The sequence below is a fragment of the Providencia sp. PROV129 genome (assembly GCF_028482245.1).
Lineage (GTDB): Bacteria > Pseudomonadota > Gammaproteobacteria > Enterobacterales > Enterobacteriaceae > Providencia > Providencia vermicola.
In genome coordinates, this window is the sequence record NZ_JAMPQD010000011.1 from 176,073 (window position 1) to 197,415 (window position 21,343).

The window sequence follows — 21,343 nt, forward strand, 5'->3', positions numbered from 1 at the left end:
AGTGCAGTCAACACCCATGCAACTTGAAGTATGACGAGTAGAGATAAGGAGGCATGTGAACGCATCCATATCCCATCGGCAAATATTATACGGGCTCACGGCTGATAACCATTTTCTCAACCTTTTACATCAGCCGCAGTCTTTAGGAAAAGTAGAGCAGGTATTCAATAAAGCGATTAATTTTACGGTAGAGAATACCCTTTATTCATTACTTTGCTCTTCGTTAGATAATGCACCAAATAGTTGCCGATTAATAAATACTGACTTTTCTGTTTTAAAATTAAAAGCAGGAGACCCTATTTATCTCTCAAATAAAGAATGGAATATTGGTGAAAATTACACAATTTCGTTTTCTTTATGTAAACACTGGCAACCATTAAAAATTAATTTTGATTCTAAAAAATTAATTAACGAGAACTATTTGTTATATATAACAAACCAAATTAAAAGTTTAGATTTTATTTTACAGGATAACTCAAGCTCTCTATTTAATTATCAGGGAGATAACTTATTTTATCTAACCGTATCAAAACAATTGGTTCAATTACGTCTAAATCTAATTGAATCATTAATTAACAAAGACCAACAAAGTATTACCAAGGTTATTAAGCAATTTGTTGGGTTAGGTATTGGGCTTACGCCTTCTGGTGATGATTATTTAGTTGGGTTAATGGCATTTTTGTTATTAAAAGGTCACCCCGCTTCAGCTTTATTCCCTGTGTTTTATCAAGGAATAACACAAAGCAAAAGCCAAACGACCCCCATTAGCGCCATCACGTTAGAAAAGGCCTTAAACCAAGAATATCGCGAAAACATGCAGCAATTAATTCAATCATTAGTTGATGCGCAAGAGACAAATATTTATCCACAATTTTTAGAGATTTTAAATATCGGGTCGAGTTCAGGCAGCGACATGCTATTTGGCCTTCGCGACGCTTTGTATCTCACTCACTATTTCGGAGAAAGACATGTCGACTAAAGTTGTCATAAAGAAAAATACCTATTTTGATTCCGTGTCACTGATGTCTATTTCGACTAAAGCCAATCAGCTCGATAATGTTGAGCAAGCTTTTGTCGCGATGGCAACGGAGATGAATAAAGGTGTTCTGCGTAATTTAGGGTTATTAACTGCTGAGTTAGAAGAAGCCAAAAATGGCGATTTAATGATTGTGATTAAAGGGCCAAGTGATGAAGCCAACGATGCAACATTAATTGCTATCGAAGAATTATTTAATAAGAAAAATCAAGGTGGCGGATCCCATGAAGCAAAATACGCCACTATCAATTCCGCGAAAACACACATTCCAGATGCCAACTTAGCGGTGATTTCTGTCAATGGGCAATTTGCTGCTCGTGAAGCGCGTATTGCGTTAGAAAATGACCTTAACGTCATGTTGTTCTCAGATAACGTCTCCATTGAAGATGAATTGGCTCTGAAACAACTTGCCAGTAAAAAAGGCTTATTAATGATGGGCCCTGACTGCGGAACCGCGATTATCAATGGCACCGCACTGTGCTTTGGTAACAATGTACGCCGTGGCAGTATTGGGATTATTGGTGCATCGGGTACAGGTAGCCAAGAGCTGAGCGTGCGTATCCATGAGTTCGGCGCTGGCGTCTCTCAATTAATCGGTACAGGCGGTCGCGATTTAAGTGAAAAAATCGGCGGTATCATGATGATTGATGCCCTGAAGATGCTTGATGCGGATGAAGAAACGAAAGTTATCGCGTTAATTTCTAAGCCACCAGCACCAGCGGTTGCCAAAAAAGTGCTGGAGCAGGCTGAGAAATGCCACAAACCTGTTGTTGTCTGTTTCTTAGGTAGCCAACCCCTCCCAGACGACAAACCGGGTCTGACATTTGCTCAAGGTACCAAAGAGGCGGCACTGAAAGCGGTTCTGCTAACAGGGATTCGTAAAGAAGATTTAGACCTGCACCCACTGAACCTACCATTAATCGATGAAGTGCGAGCTAAACTCAAACCTGAGCAAAAATACATTCGCGGCCTGTTCTGTGGCGGTACACTGTGTGATGAAGCCATGTTTGCGGCACTGGAAAAATATGACGATGTTTACAGTAATATCCAGCCAAACCCTGAATATCGCTTAAAAGATTTAAACAAAAGTATTGCCCACACGTTCCTCGACTTTGGTGATGATGACTTTACCAATGGTAAACCACACCCAATGATCGACCCAACAAACCGTATTGAGCGTTTACTGCAAGAAGCCCGCGACCCAGAAGTTGGCGTCATCATGATGGACTTTGTCCTTGGCTTTGGTTCTCACGAAGACCCTGTTGGCGTAATGATTGACGCTATCAAAGAAGCCAAAAATATCGCCAAGAAAGATGGCCGTGAATTAGAAATTTTAGGATATGTGCTAGGTACAGACCAAGACACACCAAATATGGATGCACAGGTCAAAATGCTGACTGATGCAGGCGTGATTTGGGCAAGCAGCAGCACCAATACTGGGTTATTAGGACGTGAGTTTGTGTGGAAAGGGGAGAATGCATAATGACGACATTATTTAAGCAACCATTAAGTGTCATCAATGTGGGTATTGAGATGTTCAGTGATGACCTGAAAAAACAACATGTGCCTGTCACGCATTTAAACTGGACGCCTCCGGGACAAGGCAATATTGCGGTTATTCGTGCCCTCGACCAAATTGAAGGTAATGCCGCGCTGCAAGAAAAAATTGCGGCGGCTAATGCGCAAGCTCTTGAACGTATTATTCAGTCCCAACCTGTATTAATCGGCTACGACCAAGCGATTAACGTAGTACCAGGAATGACCAAAAACACCATCTTACATGCGGGTCCGCCGGTCGAGTGGAAAAACATGTGCGGCGCAATGAAAGGTGCGGTAACAGGTGCTCTGGTCTTTGAAGGCCTTGCGAAAGATTTAACGGATGCTGAGCGCGTTGCGGCATCAGGTGAGATTATTTTCTCTCCGTGCCATGAGCACGATTGTGTGGGCTCCATGGCTGGAGTGACGTCTGCATCGATGTTTATGCATATCGTTGAAAACAAGACTTATGGTAACCGCGCATTCACGAACCTGAGTGAGCAAATGGCCAAAATTCTGCGCATGGGTGCAAACGACCAAAGCGTGATTGACCGCTTAAATTGGATGCGTGATGTCTTGGGCCCAATGCTACGCGACGCCATGAAAATTGTTGGTGAAATTGACCTGCGTTTGATGTTAGCACAAGCGCTGCATATGGGGGATGAGTGCCATAACCGTAATAACGCGGGTACTACATTGCTCATTCAAGCGCTAACCACTGGGATTATCCAAACCGATTTCTCTGTCGCACAGCAAAAAGACGTGTTTGATTTCGTCGCAAGCAGTGATTATTTCTCAGGCCCAACATGGATGGCCATGTGTAAAGCGTCAATGGATGCGGCACACGGCATTGAGTACAGCACTGTGGTCACGACGATGGCGCGTAACGGTTATGAGTTTGGATTACGTATCAGTGGATTACCAGGTCAATGGTTCACAGGGCCTTCACAACAAGTTATCGGTCCAATGTTCGCGGGCTATAAACCGGAAGACTCAGGTTTAGATATTGGTGACTCAGCAATCACTGAAACCTATGGTATCGGCGGCTTTGCAATGGCAACGGCCCCCGCAATCGTCGCATTAGTCGGCGGTACAGTAGAAGAAGCGGTGGATTTCTCTCGTCAAATGCGCGAAATCACATTAGGCGAAAACCCGAATGTGACTATCCCATTACTTGGCTTTATGGGGATCCCAACCGCCATTGATATTACGAAAGTTTCAGCTAGCGGTATTTTACCTGTCATCAATACAGCAATTGCCCATAAAGATGCAGGTATCGGCATGATTGGCGCAGGTATCGTTCACCCGCCGTTTGATTGCTTTGAAAAAGCCATGTTGGCCTACGCACAGAAATACGCTTAGTTTCCAGTAATAAAAAATAACGCCCGACTAAAGTCGGGCAATAATAAAACATCAATACCCAAGTTATTAGCATACCAAAGTGAAATAAAACCAACTCAGTTGCGACTTAAAATAAGTAAGCTATTACCCAAAGTAATTTAAGTTGCAACAAGGCGGCAAGCAAGGATATCTCAGGGAGCATACATCAGTATGTGACCTGAGTAGCCGAGAGCAGCCAACGCAGTTGCAGCTTAAAGTATGAAGGGTAATGACGGGTATACAGGGGAATACTTAAAATGAGTATACTTAACATCAAATGGAAACGTGGGGATTTAGCCGCCTATTTTGGCCTAATGACCAATAACTTAACCAACCTCCTCACCATGATGGGCTTATTAATTTTCGTCGTTGGGATCCCATCCGAAATTGTTTACGGCCGCATCGCTCCCGCTTTTGGCTTCGCCGTTTTACTCGCCAGCATCAGTTATGCCTACTTTGGTCAGCAAATGATCAAACAAACGGGTCGTAATGATGTGACCGCACTGCCTTCTGGCCCAAGTGCGCCGTCCATCTTCACCGTGACGTTCTTAGTTATTATGCCCGTGTACCAAACCACGCAGAATGCCGAGTTTGCCATTCAAATCGCCTTGGTTTGGTGTTTTGTAGAATCGATGATTTTAGTCGGTGGTTCATTCTTAGGTGAAACCATCCGTAAGATGATCCCACGTACCGTGCTGTTATCTTGTTTGTCTGGCTTAGGTTTACTGCTTCTGGCGATGAACCCAATGCTGCAAGCATTTGAAGCACCGACCGTTTCTTTTGTGGTTTTACTGTTAATCTTCATTAACTGGTTCGGTAAAAAGCCTATCTTTGCTCGCGTTCCAACAGGTTTGCTGCTGTTGATCGCAGGTACCGTATTGGCATGGGTTTCTGGCTTACAAAGTGCCGAAGCAATTAAAGATTCTATGGCGTCATTTGGTTTTAACCCTCCTGGTATCCACATTGATAGCTTCTTCCAAGGCTTACCACACGCGCTGCCATACTTAGCATCTGCGGTACCATTGGGCTTAGCAAACTATATCTTTGACCTTGAAAACATTGAAAGTGCGCACGCCGCAGGTGATGAATACAACACACGTAAAGTCATGTTAGCGAACGGTTTATCTTCCACAGTTGGTTGCTTTATGGGTAACCCATTCCCTGTCACTGTTTACGTGGGCCACGCAGGTTGGAAAGCAATGGGCGCAAGCGTGGGCTATACCTTAGCATCCGGTATCACCATGTTTATCGTGCCATTATTCGGTATTGGTGCATTTATGTTAGCTATCATCCCAATGACCGCTATCGTGCCAATTCTGGTGTTTATTGGGGTTGTTACTGCTAACCAGGTGGTGCGAGAAACGCCAAAAGTGGAAGTCCCTGTCATCTTTATCTGTTTGTTCCCATGGATTGCCAACTGGGCACTTACCATGGTGAACAGTGTGATGGGAGCTGCAGGCACCTCTGCAAGTGCGATTGGTACTGAAGTTCTATTACATAAAGGCGTTTATTACCAAGGACTTGTTCATTTAGGTAACGGCGCACCATTAGCGAGTATGTTGTGGGGTTGTATTGCTATCTTCGCCATCCTCAATCAACCATTACGTGGTGCGATTGCCGCAGCTGCAGGTGCAATATTAGTATTCTTTGGAATTATTCACTCCCCAGCGGTAGGAATTGCAACGGGTTCAACCTTGATGTTTGTTTACGCTTACCTCATGATGGCGGCTTTATTTGTACTCAAGCATTTTTTAGATAGCCGTAAATCGGTTGAAGAACAACAAGCTGAAAAGTCTGAGAAGCTCAGCAAGTCAGTGTAATGCAGCCAACCTTGCCTAGTAGGTGTGCGCTGTACACCTACTATCCGAACTCTCTGTATCAGGAAATATTAACAATGAAAGAACTCGTGGTTGTTGCCATCGGGGGCAACAGTATTATCAAAGATAACAACAGCCAGTCTATCGAAGCTCAAGAAAAAGCCGTTCAAGAAGTGGCGCTGCATATTAGTGACATGCTTGAAGGCGACTACAACATTGTTTTGACTCATGGAAATGGACCGCAGGTTGGGCTTGATTTGCGCCGTTCAGAGATTGCGCATGAAGCAGAGGGTTTACCATTAACCCCTCTCGCTAACTGTGTAGCGGATACCCAAGGCGGTATCGGCTATTTAGTTCAGCAAGCACTCACTAACGTATTAGCGAAGCGTCATAACCGCCAAGCGATTACTGTAGTTACTCAAGTTGAAGTGGATAAAAACGACCCGAACTTCAACAATCCAACCAAGCCAATTGGGGCGTTCTTTACTGAGCAACAAGCGAATGAATTGCAACAAGCTAACCCAAACTGGCATTTTGTTGAGGATTCAGGTCGTGGTTATCGCCGTGTGGTAGCCTCTCCAGAACCCAAGCGTGTCGTTGAGTCGAAAGCTATTCGTACCTTAACCGAGCATGATTATGTGGTTGTCGCAGCTGGCGGTGGTGGCATTCCTGTTATTGATAATGGCAATGGCGGATATCAAAGTGTTGATGCGGTGATTGATAAAGATTTATCCACCACTTTGCTTGCCAAAGAGCTGAATGCCGATATCTTAATTATCACCACCGGTGTCGAAAAAGTGTGTATTCACTTCGGTAAGCCAGAACAAAAAGCGCTTGGTGAAACCGCCACTAGCGATATGCAACGCTATATGGAAGAAGGCCATTTTCCTGCGGGCAGCATGTTACCTAAAATTGAAGCCAGCCTCTCCTTTATTGCCAATGGTGGGAAGCGCGTGATCATAACTACTCCTGAAAAGCTCCCTGAAGCCTTACGTGGTGAAACAGGAACCCATATCGTTCAAGGATAAGTTTTTTACTTTAACCACTTATCTGACGACATTTTTCATCGGGCATTCCACCAAAGACAGTGCCTTATATCGCCACCATTAAGAGTGGGGATATAAGGCACTCTGAATAATGATTAGTTATTCGTAAAGCTTAATACCGTTGAAATATAATCCGCAATATCTTGTAATCGATACCATTTCATCCATACATCATCTCTGAGCGGGGTTGCAGTATGCTGCTCAATCGCGGTAATTAACTCTAACATTTCCAAAGAATCTATATGCAAGTCACTGATTAAAGCAGAGTCCATAGAAAAAGGCTTCGTGATCCCGGAAAAAGTGCGAATTTCTTTGATTTGATCAGTGACCCACTGCTCGGAGGAGATATTTTGTACTGTCATTTAACCCATTAACCTTTTGCAAGAGGAGACGCATTATCGTCATAACGTTCTTTTTCAGCTTGATTACGAGTCAAAGCCCCCATTTCTGTCAAAGTGACTGATTGGCTCGTTTTATCATCGGATAATTGCCATGTTTTTCGCGTCTTTCCTGTCGCCTCATCAGTCACTTCTATAGGCTTAAAGCGGTTACTAAATCCATTAACGTTATTTGGGATCCCCATTTTCTCACCGCTCGGCACAATTGGCTCATTTGCATAATGCTCTTTTTCTGCCTGATTACGAGTTAGTGCACCTTGAGTGGTTAGCGTGACCGTCTTTCTTTCCTCACCTATTGGCTGCCAAGTCTTTTTCGTTTTTCCTGTAACAGTATCTACCGTTTCAACCAATTCAAAGCGGTTAGTTGGCACAATACCTTTTGGTAAAAAGCCATTAATATCCAAAGACGACTTAGCGGTTAAAGACGGTGATTGCGTCTCTTTAAGCTCTCCAGATGGAAAGCGCGAACTACTCAACGTTTTTTGATGCAAATCTTGAGTAACTGAAGGCGCTTCTTTTGGCTCATTGTCATTTCTTACCGTAGACTGATCATTATTTATTCCCTGAATATCTAATGATCTATTGGATCTTGTGATTGGTTTCGTGACATCATTCATTGCTGCATCACTTTGATGATTTACACTTTCTGATACCTGCCTCTCTGGCTTATTATTATCACTGTAAGTGCCGTCCGCTTCAGTATTCCTAATCGTAACGATATCCTTTGGCATATTATAATTATTAGTCGTGTAATAATTAGTTATTATTGGCCTTGATTCAGAAGGCGAAGCGGCCTTTGACAGCATAGTAGGTTGGTCACTACCATCCACAACATCTTCTGACTGAGTCCTCATCGCTGGCAATGTTGGCTGAGAGCTATCAGTGTGGTTTTCAGTTTTTATTGATATATTTATTTCTCTAATTATTTCTATTTTCTGCTCTAGCGCCCCAAATATATTATTTAGCTGTTGAAACCTGTCTACCGAACTACCCGTTTTATGTTGTTGTAGCTGGTTTTTTGCCTCAACCATTATTTGTTTTTTTTGGTCATTAAGCTCATCAACTAAAAAATCATTAATTGGCAAACTATCAATGACATCTTCTGCTATATAATTCTGAAGTTTTTCTTTAATTGCAGGCGTAACATATTTGTCTTCGAAGCGCTGTATCAACTGCTCAAAAGCATCTTCGCCCAAACTGGATACTTGATTATTAATTTTTTTATCGAATGCAGACTGATATTCATTCAACACTTTTTTAAAATCATTATCTTTACTACCTGAATCTGCATGTTTAATTAATTTTGCTGCACTGGATAATAAATCCACTGAAACACTATCTTTGTCGAGTAACGTCAATACAATTAACGTATTCTCTGGGCGATATTGTAATTCTTGGCCTTGCAAGCTACCACCATGCCCTAACTTCATGGTTTTTAATATCATCTCAGGTTTGATATCGATATTGTTCTCAACAAATAATGACGCGATAGATTGAGCTTGCTTCTCTTGATTATTAACGTGAAGTTCATGGCTATCACCAGAGATATCAATATTTTTCTCAATGGAATGATTCTTGATTGGAAAGCCATTACCCCCTCCTAAATTATTCACGGACATCATATTATTAGAAATTCCCCCAGATTTATTATCCTGCAGGAGTATTAATGATGGATCCGTAATAGCCGAGGATTTCAGGGCATTATTTATATTTGTCATATAAAACCTTTCTGATGCAGCGTCATATATTAAAAATAGAATTAATATATGACGCAATTTAAGACTAAAAATTATATGTTAAGATACCCATTATTATATTGTTGTAAGTCTTTATATAATTGAATGAGCAATTGTGTTAACGTTTCGAAATGGCTATTATCTTGTCGGAATGTTTCTAATAAACGTGACACTGAGCTATTAATTCCATTTTTCTCGCTATCTATGGCAGATTGTAAACTTTGGAATTCTTGCGAAGAAATATTACCCCCCGACCAAGGGGCCTTAGAATCTGAAACAAATTGATAAATTGCCATAATATGTTTTAAGTCTGGATATATACATAACTTATTTCCGTTTTGCCTAACATCAAAACCTTGTTTGTCCAGCTTTTTTACCCAAAAATAAAAGGCCTTGTCACTATATTCTAGTTCTAGAAATGGGTTAGTTTTTTCATAAGGAACATCCCATCCATTAAAATAATCGTTATGACTACCTCCAAGATACTCTTGATTTGTATATTTGGATAAAATTTTATCTACTGCCTCTACAAAATCTCCAGGTTCAAAGTAAATTTTATTATCGCTCCCTGCCTTAATATGGCTACTCATTGAACCCAATGCTGTATTCATATCTTGCATATATTCCGTGGCTTTTTTAACTAATTCCCCATATAATTCTTGATAGTAGTGAACATTTATAATGTTACCTTTTAAGCCATCAATATGAGGTCTGCCATCAACATCTTTAGTACGGCTTAGTGCTCTGGCTTCCTCATACTCATCATTCACCCTTTTACTTTCCCGCAATAAAGTTTTTGCCCTAAATTTTATATTTTCAGGGGTATCATTTTGAGGTGCTTGCTGATAGACAACATCAGGTATTTCATATTGCATCTGCCTAAATAAATCAAGGGCTTGCTCGTGAGGCATCAGTGATTCATTAACTACAATATCCCCACCATCAAGTAAATGATGGTTTGATTCTAACGGTGCTCCTCCTTCCGGTCGTTGGAGGTTAGGATGTCTATCTATCTGAGCAGAAGAAATAATATTCATAATTTACCCCCTCACCACACTTTGAAACGACCTTAAAGTACTCTCACGTATTTCGCGTAAATGTTCCTGCATTTGCTTCACTAAATCTTGGCTTTTATCCACTTGCTTATCTTTATCTGCCGAAATCGTCCGGGCAATATCAGCCACTGATTGAGCGATACTTTTATTCGCTTCTTCCGCTTTAACATTCACTTGATTGCCTGAGGTGGCTAACTGGCCCGCATTATCAGACAAACGAGAAGCTTGTTCAGCCATACCCATTTGTACACGGGATTTATTCATGATTTTCTCGTGCTGCTCATGCTCAGATAACCCTAAATCTTTCGTACGCTGTCCCGCTTCTGCCGTTTTTTGATTAGCAATATTCTTTTGATTCTGCGTCGCTTGATTATTCAACCTCACGGTTGAACCATCTTTACCAGACACGCTCAAAATATTAGACTTCGGTGAATTCGCACCAATTTTGCTAGTTAATCCTGATAGCTTATCGGCGCCTGTCAGATTTTTATTCCCTGGAATAAGATTATTTTTAATAGACTGGTGTTGCTGGCGAAGGCCTCTGGCTTGAAAAGCGGTTCCTGCGGCGGTAATTGCAAGAGAAGTAAAGAAGCCCATCAAAGCCCCTTTAAACATTTCTTTCCCTTCACGAATAGTCGCATCAGCTGAAGCTTGTACCATTTTTGCATTTAATTGCAAAAAATCTGCGCTGATCCGACGGTCTGATATATTAATCTCCCTCATGACCTGACGAATGATCTTCGTTAACTCCATCATCAAATCGCTACTAATGATGCCAACAAACGTATCTTTTCGTATGCCATCAATAGATGGTTCGTCATTTTTAACCTCACGCCCATCGACACGCTCTGAAGATAGGTCTTTAAAGAAGCTACTCCCAATCAGTACTTGAATAGCCTGAGACATTTGTTTTAAATCAGCTTCATCTGGCAACTGAGCCTCTCCCATTAATTGGTCAATATGGCTCTTTTCCTCAGTTAATACTTTCCCTATTGCTTGTTGTATATTTTCCGTTGTAAGCGTTTTAAATGTATTAAGATCGTTCAATACAATTAGCTTATCTGAATCAGTTAATACTGAAAGTTCCGCGAACATCTGCTCATCATGAATTGGAAACTGAGATGCCTTTAGTGATGGCTTATCCATTACTATCTCAGACCCCGATGCCATCATAGGTACATCTTTTAATTGTACATTTTGACATGGCTGGCCTGTCCCAGCCTTCACATCGCTATTAATTGTAGAGGAGACTCCACCAAGGTTCGCGGGCTTATGGCATAAAATTGGTTTACTTAATTCTGATTGAATATTAAAACTCATTTAATAAATTCCTATATTAATTATGCAAAACTAGCGGCTTTCAATGTATTTGCTTTAGCCTGACCGGATTGGTTTAATGACGTCAGCATTCCGCTGAACATCTCCTCAAATTGCTCATAATTCTGAGACATGGATTTCAGTAAACTTTTCAGTAATTCATCTAGCGCCTGAATGGTTTCACTATTTAGCATCATGCCCGCAAGCATTTCTTTCATATCACGTATTTGTGCGGCTGCATGTAAATTTAGCCCCCCAGTTACTGCTGTATTCGTAACAGTCAAAGCCGCTCCAGTGCCCTTCATTCCAACTTCAAGGCAAGCCATCGTGGAACTTTGCGTTTTAATAGAGGCCGCAGTCTTATCCACCGCTTTAGCGATATCTTTCATGTCATCCGCTTTTTGCGCTATCTTCGCTGTGGTTTTTACTGTCTGTTGTAAGTCATCAATATTGTCAGCCAATTTGGTAAATTTAGTGAGTACCACCATATCATCCGTGGATTTCCCAACTTTACTGGCACTATTCGCAACCTTACCTAATGCATTTGTCAAGCTATTAGGCATAGACTTAATAACCGTTTTCAACAACTTACCTGCATTTTTAGCAAGCATTTTTACCGCTTTGGTGGCAATACTGGCGATGTTTTTCACAAACGATGACATCGATGCTAATGAAAGCACTAAAAAAGCAATTGCTGCGACAACCATTCCAACGATACTGCCTATTTGCTTGGCTTTTTCCTCGGGAACACCAAAGGAGATCAACATATCGGTGACAGCATTGGAGATCTCTGTTGCTAGCATCTGCATCAGACTACTTTGTCCCGTTTCTTCTAAAACAATATCTGCAACAGCAATAGCGATCCCTATAGCTGCAACCGCAAGCGTTAAAGGCGCAGCCGCACCAAATGTAGCCACCGTTGCAACGACAGATACCGCGAGCATAACGTAACTCAAAATCTTGCTCGCACAAGATGCGGCTTTGTTGGCTTCATCCGCTTTACGCTGGGCTTCTTCGGCTTCTTTCGCTTTTTTATCGGAATCTTTACGAGATGCTTCACTCATAACGCTCATAACCTCTTCCTGCTCTTTCATATTCCGAATTGAATCTTCATTCATCGCTTTTTTAAGCTGAGCGGTTAATAAGGTTAATACTGCTAGTGTGTTTTCCCATTTTTCACCGTCATCAACCTGAGCTTTTCTAGGTGCACTTTCTATAAATTGACTAAGCTGTTGGCGATTATCATCAGAAATTTTTGCTAATTCAGTGGCTTTATCCAGCAGGATCTCGAAATCATTCTGTAGCGTATTAATTTCGCTTATTAGTGTACTTTCACTGTTACTTAATAGAGAAAGTTTCTCATCTAACTCTTTTCTCTCATTACCTAACTGATTAATTTTTATATTTAATTTGGCAATATTTGCTTCTACCAACACCTTATTTTCATGTGTTTCTTCGGTAATCGGTCGCTCTAAAGCATCAAGCTGAGTTAATATTGCTTCATTCTTCGCTAATTCATTTTGAGTATTAGCTAAGCTTTCTTTATTACTCTCAATAGATTGCGTATAAATATCTTTTTTATTATCTAGTTCATTTTTTTGTGTTTTTGCTGCATTTAATTTCTGCTTACTGTTCTCCATTTCATTCGTCATATCCGATGCTTGTTGTACGGATTCAGAGAAAACATCAAGTAATTCATTGCCTTTATTTCGTATAGAATCTGATTCTATATTTAATAATTGCAAACGACTCTTCAGTTCACTTAAATTGCCTTCATGTAATAATTGACGAAGCGTTGAAAATGATTCAATTAATAGTGCTGTAGAATTAAATCCTTTATCTTGCTGTGCACCTTTCGTTTGAGGGCTCATTTTCATAGCCATCATCCTTGGCTTTAATAATTTAGGAATATTTTCATTTCGCTGACTTTTCATTTGCTCTACTGATGCCATATCAGCACAAGCTTCTTCTAACGCTAATACCGCTTTTACGCTATCTTCGCTTATCCCTAATGGGTTACTTCCTTGTAAAAAAGTATGAATATTTTTTATTCGTTCACTATTACCAAGGCCCGTAATATCAACCATAAACTCTCCTTAACTCATTTCAGACTCGGCTAATCTTTAATTATTTTTCCACATTTTTCTTTAATGCATTTAAATAGGCTTGTGATTTTTCTTGTAATTCAAAATCGTTACCATTCTCACAAACACTTTCAAAACAATGAATTGCAGCACTACTTTTTTTCAACATTAAATTACATTGCCCTGCATGAAATAGCGGCCTGTAATCATTTTTTGCTAAAACAAATGCTAATGCATATAGCTCTGTGGCTTTTTCATAGCGTTTCGTTAATTGATAGACAGCAGCTAATCCCATGACATAATCTGTATTATAGAAATCATAAATGCTTAAAAATCGAAAGAAGGTTTCCGCTTCTTTTAATTTACCTTGTTGATAAAACTCATAAGCGTATGCATAAATTCCATCCATTGTACTTTGAGGTATACCATGAATATCTTTATAAGTTGCACCATCCATTAATGCAGTTGTAATATTTCCCAGTAAGTCTTCCATATCAATCGATGGAACATTTTCATTTTGTGTATTAACCATAAATTTACCTTTTTGCATTAATATTTAATATATGATGCGGTTATATATCCGCATCATAATCAATCAATTAATCCATTTCTTTAAAAAAACGATTTACTCTATTTATTTGAATTTCACATTCACCGAATCTATACTCTAAATAATCCGAGATACCGTTAAATGTTCAATTCGAATGATTTCAGTCGGCGATGCTGTCACTTGCAGTATGACGAAAATATCTAATTAAAACTTCCCACTATTAATTAATTCGATTACATCATCATCAACTTCAATTCCCATTTTAGTTAGCTCAACTCTAATTAACCATGAGATAATTAACATGATCTCCTCTAAACCACTATCATCAATGAAACTATCATTTTTATATGTTCGCCAAATTTTTCGTGCTAGTGGAATATCACGGACAACAGGGACCCCCTCTTTTTCAGCATATTGAATAATGGCCTTAGCTTGAGCTCCCTTACTCTTAAAATATAGCAAAGGTAACGGAGCAATATCTGCATCGTAATAAATTAGCATTGCAATATGTGTTGGGTTAGCCATAACGAATGTAGACTTACGAACACTTGACTTGACATCTTCAGATAACAGTTCTTGATGCAAACCTCTGCGTGCACTTTTTATTTGCGGGTCACCTTCATTGTCTTTGTATTCTTTTTTAACCTCTTGCTTCTCCATCTTTAAGTTTTTAATAAAGAGAAAAAACTCAGTGATCATATCAACCAAAATAATTAATAATGCCACCGCTAGAAACACCATAACAAACGTCGTTGATAAATTAACCCATTGTTGAATAACGCCGTCAATTACGGCACGATAAAGCATAAAAATATCGTGCCGCCAAAGATAAAAAAAGGCTACCGCGGAAGTCATAAATACAATCAAATATAATATTGCCTTTACAAGTTCCTTCAGTGAATTTAAAGAAAATATTTTTTTTAATCCCGCGATTGGGTTTAGTTTTCCAAGATCAAGCTTTATTGCTTCTGTCGCTAATCTGAAACGACTTTGTAATAATGAAATAATGGTTCCAGTTAAAAAACAAACTAATAAAACAGGTAATAAGACACCAATAAAAATCTGAAAAAACTCCCAAAGTAGAGTATCAATATTTATATCCTTAGGTGATTGAAATATTTTTTTCATCAGCACAGCTAAATCACCTAAACTTGTTCCTCCTCCTAAAACAAATGCACTGAAAAACAATACAATTGCGGCAACTGAATCCTTACTTTTATAACTTTGTCCTTTCTTCGCTGAATCTTTTATTTTTTTATCTGTAGGCTTTTCTGTTTTTTCCGCCATGGTTATCCAACTAAATCTAACTAGAAATAAAAATATCTTTTAATGGTGATAGTGAAATCATATTAACTAAAATGTCTGGAACTTCATTTTGGAAATACAACAGAAGAACAATAAATGCAATTATTGATTTTATTGCTAATGACAATGAAAATGCATTTAATTGTGGGCAAAATCGAGAATACAACCCAAGAGCCATTTCGCTGATAAATAAAGTGACAATAATAGGAGCTGCCAATATAACGCCTTTAACTACCATACTGTTTAGCCAGGTGCCTAAAGGTAAGCTGTTAAAATGAGAGAATCCTTGTCCTACTGGTAATAAATAGTAGCTTTGTGCGAAAATAGTGGAAAGCTGATACATCCCGCCTTGCGCTAAAAATATCATACAGACAATGTAACTTAAGAATACAGCTAGTTCAGAAGCTTCCGTTCCACTCGCAGGATCCACAATACTGCTGATCGTTTCCCCACGTTGAGTATCAATTAATTCTCCCACAATATTAGCTATCATAAATGGCAGACCAAGGATAAAAGCCAGAACTAGACCGATAACAATTTCATACAAAAAAATCTCGGCCAGCCCTGTCTGCTCCCATTGGATATTGGCATTTGCAAAAAATGGCCACAAGCCCAATATAATGTAGACCACTACACAGTTTTTGATGATAGTGCTATTTAATAACTTATTACTCAGAAAAGGCAGAAAGAACATCACTGGCGCTATTCGCAGCCAACCCAATGCTAACTTGGCTAACTCTTGCTGAAACAAAAAAAATAAATAAGAAGCCAGTGAAACTAATTCTTGGCTCATTAAAACAACCCTATAGTAGGTATGGCCGTGGTGATAGCTTCGATAGCATAATTTATAACTTTATCTGCTAGCCAACCTGAAATCATGAATAATGAGCCAAATACTGCTAATAACTTAATTCCGAAAGGGAGTGTTTGCTCCTGTAATTGAGTTACTGTTTGTATTAACCCGACTAATAACCCGACCACTGTAGCAACAATGACAGGGATCGCTGATAAAATAACAATTAATAACATTGCCTTATTGCTGATATATACAATTTCATCCATATCAATATTCCACGTCAATGTTGTGCTAGTTCAATATATTGCATAACTAGCCCTTTAGAAATTAATGCCCATCCATCAATAGCAACAAATAAGATTAATTTCACTGGAATGGAGATTGTGACAGGGCTCATCATCATCATTCCCAATGCAAGTAAAATACTGGAAATCACTAAATCAATAACAACAAAGGGTAAATAAATATAAAAGCCAATTTCAAATGCGGACTTAATCTCACTCAATGCATATGCAGGTAATAAAGAGAATAATGTCGCAGTTGTTGTTTCCTCGCTGATCTCAGCTTCACTGCGTCCTTGTTGCAGAGATTCAAAAAATGTGACTAATTGTGGTTCGGAATATTTTTGCAAATAATCTTTATAACGCCCTAATCCATCGTCAACAAAATGGTCAATAGATTCAACATTACTAAAATCAACACTCTCTTGACGCATATAACTGTTCACATCCTGGAGAACAGGCATCATGACAAAAATCGATAATAATAATGCAATGGCATTTAATACCATCGTTGAGGGGACTTGTTGTACCCCCATCGCATTACGCACCATGATTAATACAATGGAAATTTTTAAATAGCAGGTACCCGCAGCAATAATAAAAGGTAATAGTGTTGAAAATGCAATTATTGCTAATAATGGAATTTCTTGTGGAACCGTTGGCATATTAAACTCTTTTATCACCTAAACTAATTATGCGAGTGATCTCCAAACCTAATTCATTTTCATCACCTAAATAAATAAGCTCTCCTTCTGCAACTAATTGCTTATTTGCATAAACTTTAACTTCTCGTTCTTTATTTTTTCCAATAGAAAAAATAGAACCCAATTGAATATCATTAAGCTCTGTAAGAGGGATCTCACTATGGCCTAAGACAAATGTTAATTTAATACTCATATCTGCTAAATTAAATGAATTTTCAGTTTCAGTCTGATAGTTCTCATCCGAAGAATGTTCAATACCTTCTTCTGGTGATAAAATTTCTTCAATCATAAATAAGCCTTCTTCTTGTTTTTGAAACTGAGCAAATTCACGCCCAGCAATTGCCATTTTCAATTGTAGCTGTTGAATATAGAGTGCATCTCCTAGTGCTAATGAACGCAATAACGAGAGGCTTATGTAGCTATATCCTAAAACCCAATCAGCAGTTAATACGATATTTCTTAGCGCGTAGTTATTTTTCTCACGAACAGCCAAACCTTCAAATGGGGCAGAAAATAATACATTTCCAAGCGTATTTTCTTTTACGGATAAACAATACGATTGAATATCGTCACGTTCTATAATATCAATCGAGTGGTAAACAAATTGGTTATCAAAAAATTGTTTATCCTGAGTTTCATACACAAATATATCGCATAATGTGTCCATACTCAGCGAGCTCCATGCATAATGAGATAAATCAGGCCAGCGATGCCGGCACCAATCTTCAGCATTCACCCGCACATCAACATATTCCATCTCACCCTGTAAGCGCACGTTAAAATAACGTTGCTCTGGCTGCATACTGAGGTTAACAACATCAACTTGATATTGCTGCTGCCACGTTTTCAATTGTTTTTCTAGCTGGCTAATTCGTCGAATTTTCAACATCATTAATCTTCTTCTTGTTGTTCTTGTTCTTGTTGCTGTCCTTGCTGTTGTCTACGTTCGTCTTGCTCTTGACGAAAATAAATATGTTTCTCGCTACCTAATAAATGTTTATTGTCTTGCAAAGCTGATTGCATTTCCCCACTCGATGTCGATGCGATAAGCTCAGTTTTTGTTGCCAATTCAAAGGTTACTGATGGCGAATTGTTCCATTTTTGGAAAGTATAAGTTAATGTCTTTGGTAAATTATGGCTGTATTGAAAGCGATAATTGAGATCATTGTGTTCTATCCCTTGTTCAATATGCCGTACCACAGCTGAGAGATCTTTTGTCAGTGATACTGGCTGCTCTTGAACCTGAGACTGAGATGATAACAACGTTCCCACTTCTGACGACGCCAGACCATTTCGCACTATCATATCGTCAACATTATTCGAGCTCTCATGTAAAATGGACGGTCTTTTCTCATTTTTCGTCAGGTTTTGCATAAAATGATCAGTGGACATGACTGATTCCAGTAAATTTTCTGAGACTTGATTTACATTGACCTCAGCATCCGGTTTTGCAATTTGCTTGAATTCTTGTTCAACCATTTTTGGTGTTAAAACAGAATGTTGTGACACTTTATTCTGTAGAGGTGATTCAATCATATTGTCATTTTCAAACTCACTGGCAATTGGTTGCTCTTGCTGATTTCCTGCCATGCTGGCTGATGTATTCAATAAACTATTACGTTGTTGGATAACCTCTTTATGAGGAATAATGACCATTGGAGCCCCCCCCATATTAAGTAAAGGAATGTCTTCATCGAACAGTTCGTCATCCATTGGTATTTCTTGTATATCACCGACCAACGCTTCATCAGTGAATTCTAATGGCAACTCGCTTTGAAGCGGCTCCGTAACATGACTTAAAGATACATCACCTACAAAAGGCACTACCACTGGCATCGTATGCGGCATAACCTCTGCGGGAAAATGTAGTGCCGCGGATGAGCCCTCTAACACCCCAGTCAACTGGGAACAATTAAGTGTCTTCTCTTGAACCTTTGCACTAGAACTAAGCGGGTTTTTAGTTTTCACAATATTTTTTTGTACTAAAATATCTGCAACCTTTTTTACTAACTTTTGATAACTATGCTCAGAATTACCATCATTATGAGGCGTTTTATCATCTTTATGATGATTCGCCATCTGCCCAGCTAACTCTGGCGTGGCACTAATTAGTCTCTCCTTCGAAGAAGATTTAATGACTGACATGAATAAATAATTCCTCTATTTCATTTTCCTGTTGACGTTCTAATTTTAAGCATCGTTCAAGACGTTTCTGTTTAAGATATTTTTGGAATTTTTCACACTTACTGTGCAATAAAAGAGCCTGCCTTCTTATTTGCTCCACTAATTGTTGATACTTCTCTATTTGTATCGAAATAGTGTCAATTTGATGTTCTAGCTGAGCTATATTTGCCAATATCGCAGCTTTCAATCTTTGCCGTTCCCAAAATTCAATCGGTTTTAATTCTTGGGCTTTTTCATACAACATAACTTGCACTGATAACGTTTTAATACGCTCAGAAATACTCGATGACTTTTGTTGTAACTCAGAAATGGCAAACGCTAATTTACTTTGCTCTTGTCGCGCTTTATCTAAGCGCCGTTGTGTCAGAAGCAATAAATTTTTGACACTCATGACACGAGTTTATTCAGCTGTTTTAAGGTATCTTCAAAACAACAAGGTTCTTCCATGCCCTGTTTTAAAAACTGCTCAATATCTGTTTTTTTCGCCAATACTCTGTCGTTCTCAAGGTTTTCGCCCTCTTTGTATTCACCTAAATCCAAATAAAGTTGCAGTTGTTCGAGTTTACCCAACATTTCTCGTGCATCTGCGGCCTCTGTTCTTTGTGTCGAAGATGTCACTTTAGGGAAAACACGGCTAATGCTATGTAAAATATCAATAGCGGGATAATGACCACGCCCTGCTAGTTTGTGGCTTAGGTAAATATGACCATCAAGAATTGAACGAATTTCATCGCCAATAGGATCCGCCTCCTCCTCACTTTCTAATAACACCGTATAAAACGCCGTAATGGAGCCTTGCTGCAAACGCCCTGGCCGCTCTAATAACATGGGTAATTGTTCAAAAACTGATGCGGGATAGCCTCGCCTTGCAGGTAATTCACCCGTTGCCAATGCGACATCCCGTAGCGCTCTCGCATAACGTGTCATTGAATCAACGTAGAGCAAGACATTACGCCCAAGATCACGATAATATTCTGCAATTGTTGTAGCCAGTAACGCCGCATTACAGCGCTCAATCGGCGGACTGTCTGAGGTGGCATACACTAGAATGGTTTGAGCCGCATGAGGTGACTGTTGTAATTCTTCAATAAACTCAATAACCTCTCGCCCACGTTCACCAATTAAAGCCACAACATGGATATCTGCATCCGCATGGTTAATGATCATATTCATCAAAGACGTTTTACCGCTTCCCGCCGCAGCAAAAATACCAATACGTTGCCCTAAACCACAGGTAAGTAAGCTATCAATAGCACGGACCCCAGTAACTAATGGCTCATCAATGGGTCGTCTTCGTGTGACACTAACAGGGGGGCTATCAATACGTTGTAGGCGAGTATGCAGGTTCAATGCATCATGTTCACTTTCAGCTAATAGCCCCACCTGCTCACCTGATGCATCGAAAATTTTTCCGGCAAGATACTCACCCACAGGTAAAACAAAAGGATAACCACTGGGACGAATAACTACCTCACGGGTTAAACCTTGAATTCGCCCGATTAAACTCAATACAGTCAACCCTTCCTTGAAGCCCACTACTTGTGCTTTCGCTATAATTTCAGGGTTTGAAATTGATTGTTCAATGAAACAAATTTCACCAATAAATACCCCTTGTAGTGGCGCTTCAATTAAGCATCCATGAATGCGCGCGGGATGCGCGCAGATATCAAAAAATTTCATCATTTAGATTAGGAACATTAAGCAGAAAGGTGTTCACGTAATTCATTTGCGCGTTCAAAAAATTCCTCAAGACTCTCTGAAAATAGTGATATTTCATTGAGTGCTGATTCTTTTAATACCGCAGATAAAATTAACATGTCATCGACTAAATTTAACGCAGGCTGACCTGGATAAAAATTATTTAGTGGATATTCAATAATAGACTTTAATAATAAGCTACTAACTGAATCTACACGGCTATAATTATATGGAACTAATGTACACCAAATAATAATATCATCTGATGAAAGGTCGATATTAATAGCTGGGGAGTCACTCATTTCCAATTGAATATTAGAATGGCAATCTAAGTTTTGATCAACTAAATCACTACGGCCCATTGAATTTAAATATGTATTCAATGTTTCCACAAAACGGTACTTCATATTTACTCCTTAA

20 protein-coding genes are annotated in these 21,343 nt (G+C 39.3%); 5 read left to right on the forward strand and 15 right to left on the reverse strand.

Annotated features, from left to right (window positions below):
- Nucleotides 1-55 precede the first annotated feature (55 nt).
- The 5 genes from PSF27_RS21045 (at nucleotide 56) to arcC (ending at nucleotide 6,797) form a co-directional block, all read left to right on the forward strand.
- The gene (locus PSF27_RS21045) at nucleotides 56-979 is read left to right on the forward strand and encodes a DUF2877 domain-containing protein (RefSeq protein WP_272681305.1); all 924 of its coding nucleotides are present in this window, start codon (nucleotides 56-58) and stop codon (nucleotides 977-979) included.
- A complete protein-coding gene (gene fdrA, locus PSF27_RS08915) occupies nucleotides 969-2,519 on the forward strand; it encodes an acyl-CoA synthetase FdrA (RefSeq protein ID WP_272681306.1) in 1,551 nt (516 codons plus the stop codon). The genes PSF27_RS21045 and fdrA overlap by 11 nt, the downstream gene beginning before the upstream one ends.
- A complete protein-coding gene (locus PSF27_RS08920; protein ID WP_272681307.1) occupies nucleotides 2,519-3,934 on the forward strand; it encodes a DUF1116 domain-containing protein in 1,416 nt (471 codons plus the stop codon). The genes fdrA and PSF27_RS08920 overlap by 1 nt, the downstream gene beginning before the upstream one ends.
- Before the next feature lie 275 nt (nucleotides 3,935-4,209).
- A complete protein-coding gene (locus tag PSF27_RS08925) occupies nucleotides 4,210-5,772 on the forward strand; it encodes a xanthine permease (protein ID WP_206085117.1) in 1,563 nt (520 codons plus the stop codon).
- 74 nt (nucleotides 5,773-5,846) lie between these two features.
- On the forward strand, nucleotides 5,847-6,797 hold the full coding sequence (gene arcC / locus PSF27_RS08930) for a carbamate kinase (protein WP_272681308.1): 951 nt from the start codon (nucleotides 5,847-5,849) through the stop codon (nucleotides 6,795-6,797).
- Between the two features lie 113 nt (nucleotides 6,798-6,910).
- Here arcC and PSF27_RS08935 read toward each other — a convergent pair whose 3' ends face one another.
- The 15 genes from PSF27_RS08935 to PSF27_RS09005 form a co-directional block, all read right to left on the reverse strand.
- The gene (locus PSF27_RS08935; RefSeq protein ID WP_272681309.1) at nucleotides 6,911-7,177 is read right to left on the reverse strand and encodes an acyl carrier protein; all 267 of its coding nucleotides are present in this window, start codon (nucleotides 7,175-7,177) and stop codon (nucleotides 6,911-6,913) included.
- An 8-nt stretch (nucleotides 7,178-7,185) separates the two neighbouring features.
- Nucleotides 7,186-8,931: a hypothetical protein gene (locus tag PSF27_RS08940; protein WP_272681310.1), complete on the reverse strand. Its 1,746-nt coding sequence runs from the start codon at nucleotides 8,929-8,931 to the stop codon at nucleotides 7,186-7,188.
- Nucleotides 8,932-9,002: 71 nt separating this feature from the next.
- Nucleotides 9,003-9,986, reverse strand: a complete 984-nt coding sequence (locus PSF27_RS08945; RefSeq protein WP_272681311.1) for an IpaD/SipD/SspD family type III secretion system needle tip protein — start codon at nucleotides 9,984-9,986, stop codon at nucleotides 9,003-9,005.
- A gap of 3 nt (nucleotides 9,987-9,989) precedes the next feature.
- Nucleotides 9,990-11,324 carry a type III secretion target, IpaC/SipC family protein gene (locus tag PSF27_RS08950; protein WP_272681312.1) on the reverse strand — a complete coding sequence of 445 codons (1,335 nt, stop codon included), beginning with the start codon at nucleotides 11,322-11,324 and terminating at the stop codon, nucleotides 9,990-9,992.
- A 20-nt stretch (nucleotides 11,325-11,344) separates the two neighbouring features.
- Nucleotides 11,345-13,408 carry a type III secretion system translocon subunit SctE gene (gene sctE, locus PSF27_RS08955; RefSeq protein WP_272681313.1) on the reverse strand — a complete coding sequence of 688 codons (2,064 nt, stop codon included), beginning with the start codon at nucleotides 13,406-13,408 and terminating at the stop codon, nucleotides 11,345-11,347.
- Nucleotides 13,409-13,448: 40 nt separating this feature from the next.
- Nucleotides 13,449-13,937 (reverse strand): type III secretion system translocator chaperone SicA, encoded by a 489-nt coding sequence (gene sicA, locus PSF27_RS08960; RefSeq protein WP_442958946.1) that lies wholly within the window; start codon nucleotides 13,935-13,937, stop codon nucleotides 13,449-13,451.
- A 222-nt stretch (nucleotides 13,938-14,159) separates the two neighbouring features.
- Nucleotides 14,160-15,242, reverse strand: coding sequence for an EscU/YscU/HrcU family type III secretion system export apparatus switch protein (locus PSF27_RS08965; protein WP_272681314.1), 1,083 nt, complete (start codon nucleotides 15,240-15,242; stop codon nucleotides 14,160-14,162).
- A gap of 16 nt (nucleotides 15,243-15,258) precedes the next feature.
- Nucleotides 15,259-16,053 (reverse strand): type III secretion system export apparatus subunit SctT, encoded by a 795-nt coding sequence (gene sctT / locus PSF27_RS08970; RefSeq protein ID WP_272681315.1) that lies wholly within the window; start codon nucleotides 16,051-16,053, stop codon nucleotides 15,259-15,261.
- The gene (gene sctS / locus PSF27_RS08975; protein ID WP_272681316.1) at nucleotides 16,053-16,322 is read right to left on the reverse strand and encodes a type III secretion system export apparatus subunit SctS; all 270 of its coding nucleotides are present in this window, start codon (nucleotides 16,320-16,322) and stop codon (nucleotides 16,053-16,055) included. The genes sctT and sctS overlap by 1 nt, the downstream gene beginning before the upstream one ends.
- A 14-nt stretch (nucleotides 16,323-16,336) precedes the next feature.
- The gene (locus tag PSF27_RS08980; RefSeq protein WP_272681317.1) at nucleotides 16,337-17,002 is read right to left on the reverse strand and encodes an EscR/YscR/HrcR family type III secretion system export apparatus protein; all 666 of its coding nucleotides are present in this window, start codon (nucleotides 17,000-17,002) and stop codon (nucleotides 16,337-16,339) included.
- A gap of 1 nt (nucleotide 17,003) precedes the next feature.
- Nucleotides 17,004-17,933 (reverse strand): FliM/FliN family flagellar motor switch protein, encoded by a 930-nt coding sequence (locus PSF27_RS08985; protein WP_272681318.1) that lies wholly within the window; start codon nucleotides 17,931-17,933, stop codon nucleotides 17,004-17,006.
- Nucleotides 17,933-19,186 carry a SpaN/EivJ family type III secretion system needle length determinant gene (locus tag PSF27_RS08990; protein ID WP_272681319.1) on the reverse strand — a complete coding sequence of 418 codons (1,254 nt, stop codon included), beginning with the start codon at nucleotides 19,184-19,186 and terminating at the stop codon, nucleotides 17,933-17,935. The genes PSF27_RS08985 and PSF27_RS08990 overlap by 1 nt, the downstream gene beginning before the upstream one ends.
- Nucleotides 19,173-19,616, reverse strand: coding sequence for a hypothetical protein (locus PSF27_RS08995; protein WP_272681320.1), 444 nt, complete (start codon nucleotides 19,614-19,616; stop codon nucleotides 19,173-19,175). Before PSF27_RS08995 ends, PSF27_RS08990 begins: the two co-directional genes overlap by 14 nt.
- Nucleotides 19,613-20,905 (reverse strand): type III secretion system ATPase SctN, encoded by a 1,293-nt coding sequence (sctN, locus tag PSF27_RS09000; RefSeq protein WP_272681340.1) that lies wholly within the window; start codon nucleotides 20,903-20,905, stop codon nucleotides 19,613-19,615. Before sctN ends, PSF27_RS08995 begins: the two co-directional genes overlap by 4 nt.
- A gap of 17 nt (nucleotides 20,906-20,922) precedes the next feature.
- Nucleotides 20,923-21,330: a type III secretion system protein gene (locus PSF27_RS09005; protein WP_272681321.1), complete on the reverse strand. Its 408-nt coding sequence runs from the start codon at nucleotides 21,328-21,330 to the stop codon at nucleotides 20,923-20,925.
- Nucleotides 21,331-21,343: the final 13 nt, after the last annotated feature.

What these genes read in the sequence shown, in the direction of transcription:
- fdrA (WP_272681306.1), top strand. Translation starts at nt 969, where the DNA reads ATGTCGACTAAAGTTGTCATAAAGAAAAATACCTATTTTGATTCCGTG.
- PSF27_RS08920 (WP_272681307.1), top strand. Translation starts at nt 2,519, where the DNA reads ATGACGACATTATTTAAGCAACCATTAAGTGTCATCAATGTGGGTATT.
- PSF27_RS08925 (WP_206085117.1), top strand. Translation starts at nt 4,210, where the DNA reads ATGAGTATACTTAACATCAAATGGAAACGTGGGGATTTAGCCGCCTAT.
- arcC (WP_272681308.1), top strand. Translation starts at nt 5,847, where the DNA reads ATGAAAGAACTCGTGGTTGTTGCCATCGGGGGCAACAGTATTATCAAA.
- PSF27_RS08935 (WP_272681309.1), bottom strand. Translation starts at nt 7,177, where the DNA reads ATGACAGTACAAAATATCTCCTCCGAGCAGTGGGTCACTGATCAAATC.
- PSF27_RS08940 (WP_272681310.1), bottom strand. Translation starts at nt 8,931, where the DNA reads ATGACAAATATAAATAATGCCCTGAAATCCTCGGCTATTACGGATCCA.
- PSF27_RS08945 (WP_272681311.1), bottom strand. Translation starts at nt 9,986, where the DNA reads ATGAATATTATTTCTTCTGCTCAGATAGATAGACATCCTAACCTCCAA.
- PSF27_RS08950 (WP_272681312.1), bottom strand. Translation starts at nt 11,324, where the DNA reads ATGAGTTTTAATATTCAATCAGAATTAAGTAAACCAATTTTATGCCAT.
- sctE (WP_272681313.1), bottom strand. Translation starts at nt 13,408, where the DNA reads ATGGTTGATATTACGGGCCTTGGTAATAGTGAACGAATAAAAAATATT.
- sicA (WP_442958946.1), bottom strand. Translation starts at nt 13,937, where the DNA reads ATGGTTAATACACAAAATGAAAATGTTCCATCGATTGATATGGAAGAC.
- PSF27_RS08965 (WP_272681314.1), bottom strand. Translation starts at nt 15,242, where the DNA reads ATGGCGGAAAAAACAGAAAAGCCTACAGATAAAAAAATAAAAGATTCA.
- sctT (WP_272681315.1), bottom strand. Translation starts at nt 16,053, where the DNA reads ATGAGCCAAGAATTAGTTTCACTGGCTTCTTATTTATTTTTTTTGTTT.
- sctS (WP_272681316.1), bottom strand. Translation starts at nt 16,322, where the DNA reads ATGGATGAAATTGTATATATCAGCAATAAGGCAATGTTATTAATTGTT.
- PSF27_RS08980 (WP_272681317.1), bottom strand. Translation starts at nt 17,002, where the DNA reads ATGCCAACGGTTCCACAAGAAATTCCATTATTAGCAATAATTGCATTT.
- PSF27_RS08985 (WP_272681318.1), bottom strand. Translation starts at nt 17,933, where the DNA reads ATGATGTTGAAAATTCGACGAATTAGCCAGCTAGAAAAACAATTGAAA.
- PSF27_RS08990 (WP_272681319.1), bottom strand. Translation starts at nt 19,186, where the DNA reads ATGTCAGTCATTAAATCTTCTTCGAAGGAGAGACTAATTAGTGCCACG.
- PSF27_RS08995 (WP_272681320.1), bottom strand. Translation starts at nt 19,616, where the DNA reads ATGAGTGTCAAAAATTTATTGCTTCTGACACAACGGCGCTTAGATAAA.
- sctN (WP_272681340.1), bottom strand. Translation starts at nt 20,905, where the DNA reads ATGAAATTTTTTGATATCTGCGCGCATCCCGCGCGCATTCATGGATGC.
- PSF27_RS09005 (WP_272681321.1), bottom strand. Translation starts at nt 21,330, where the DNA reads ATGAAGTACCGTTTTGTGGAAACATTGAATACATATTTAAATTCAATG.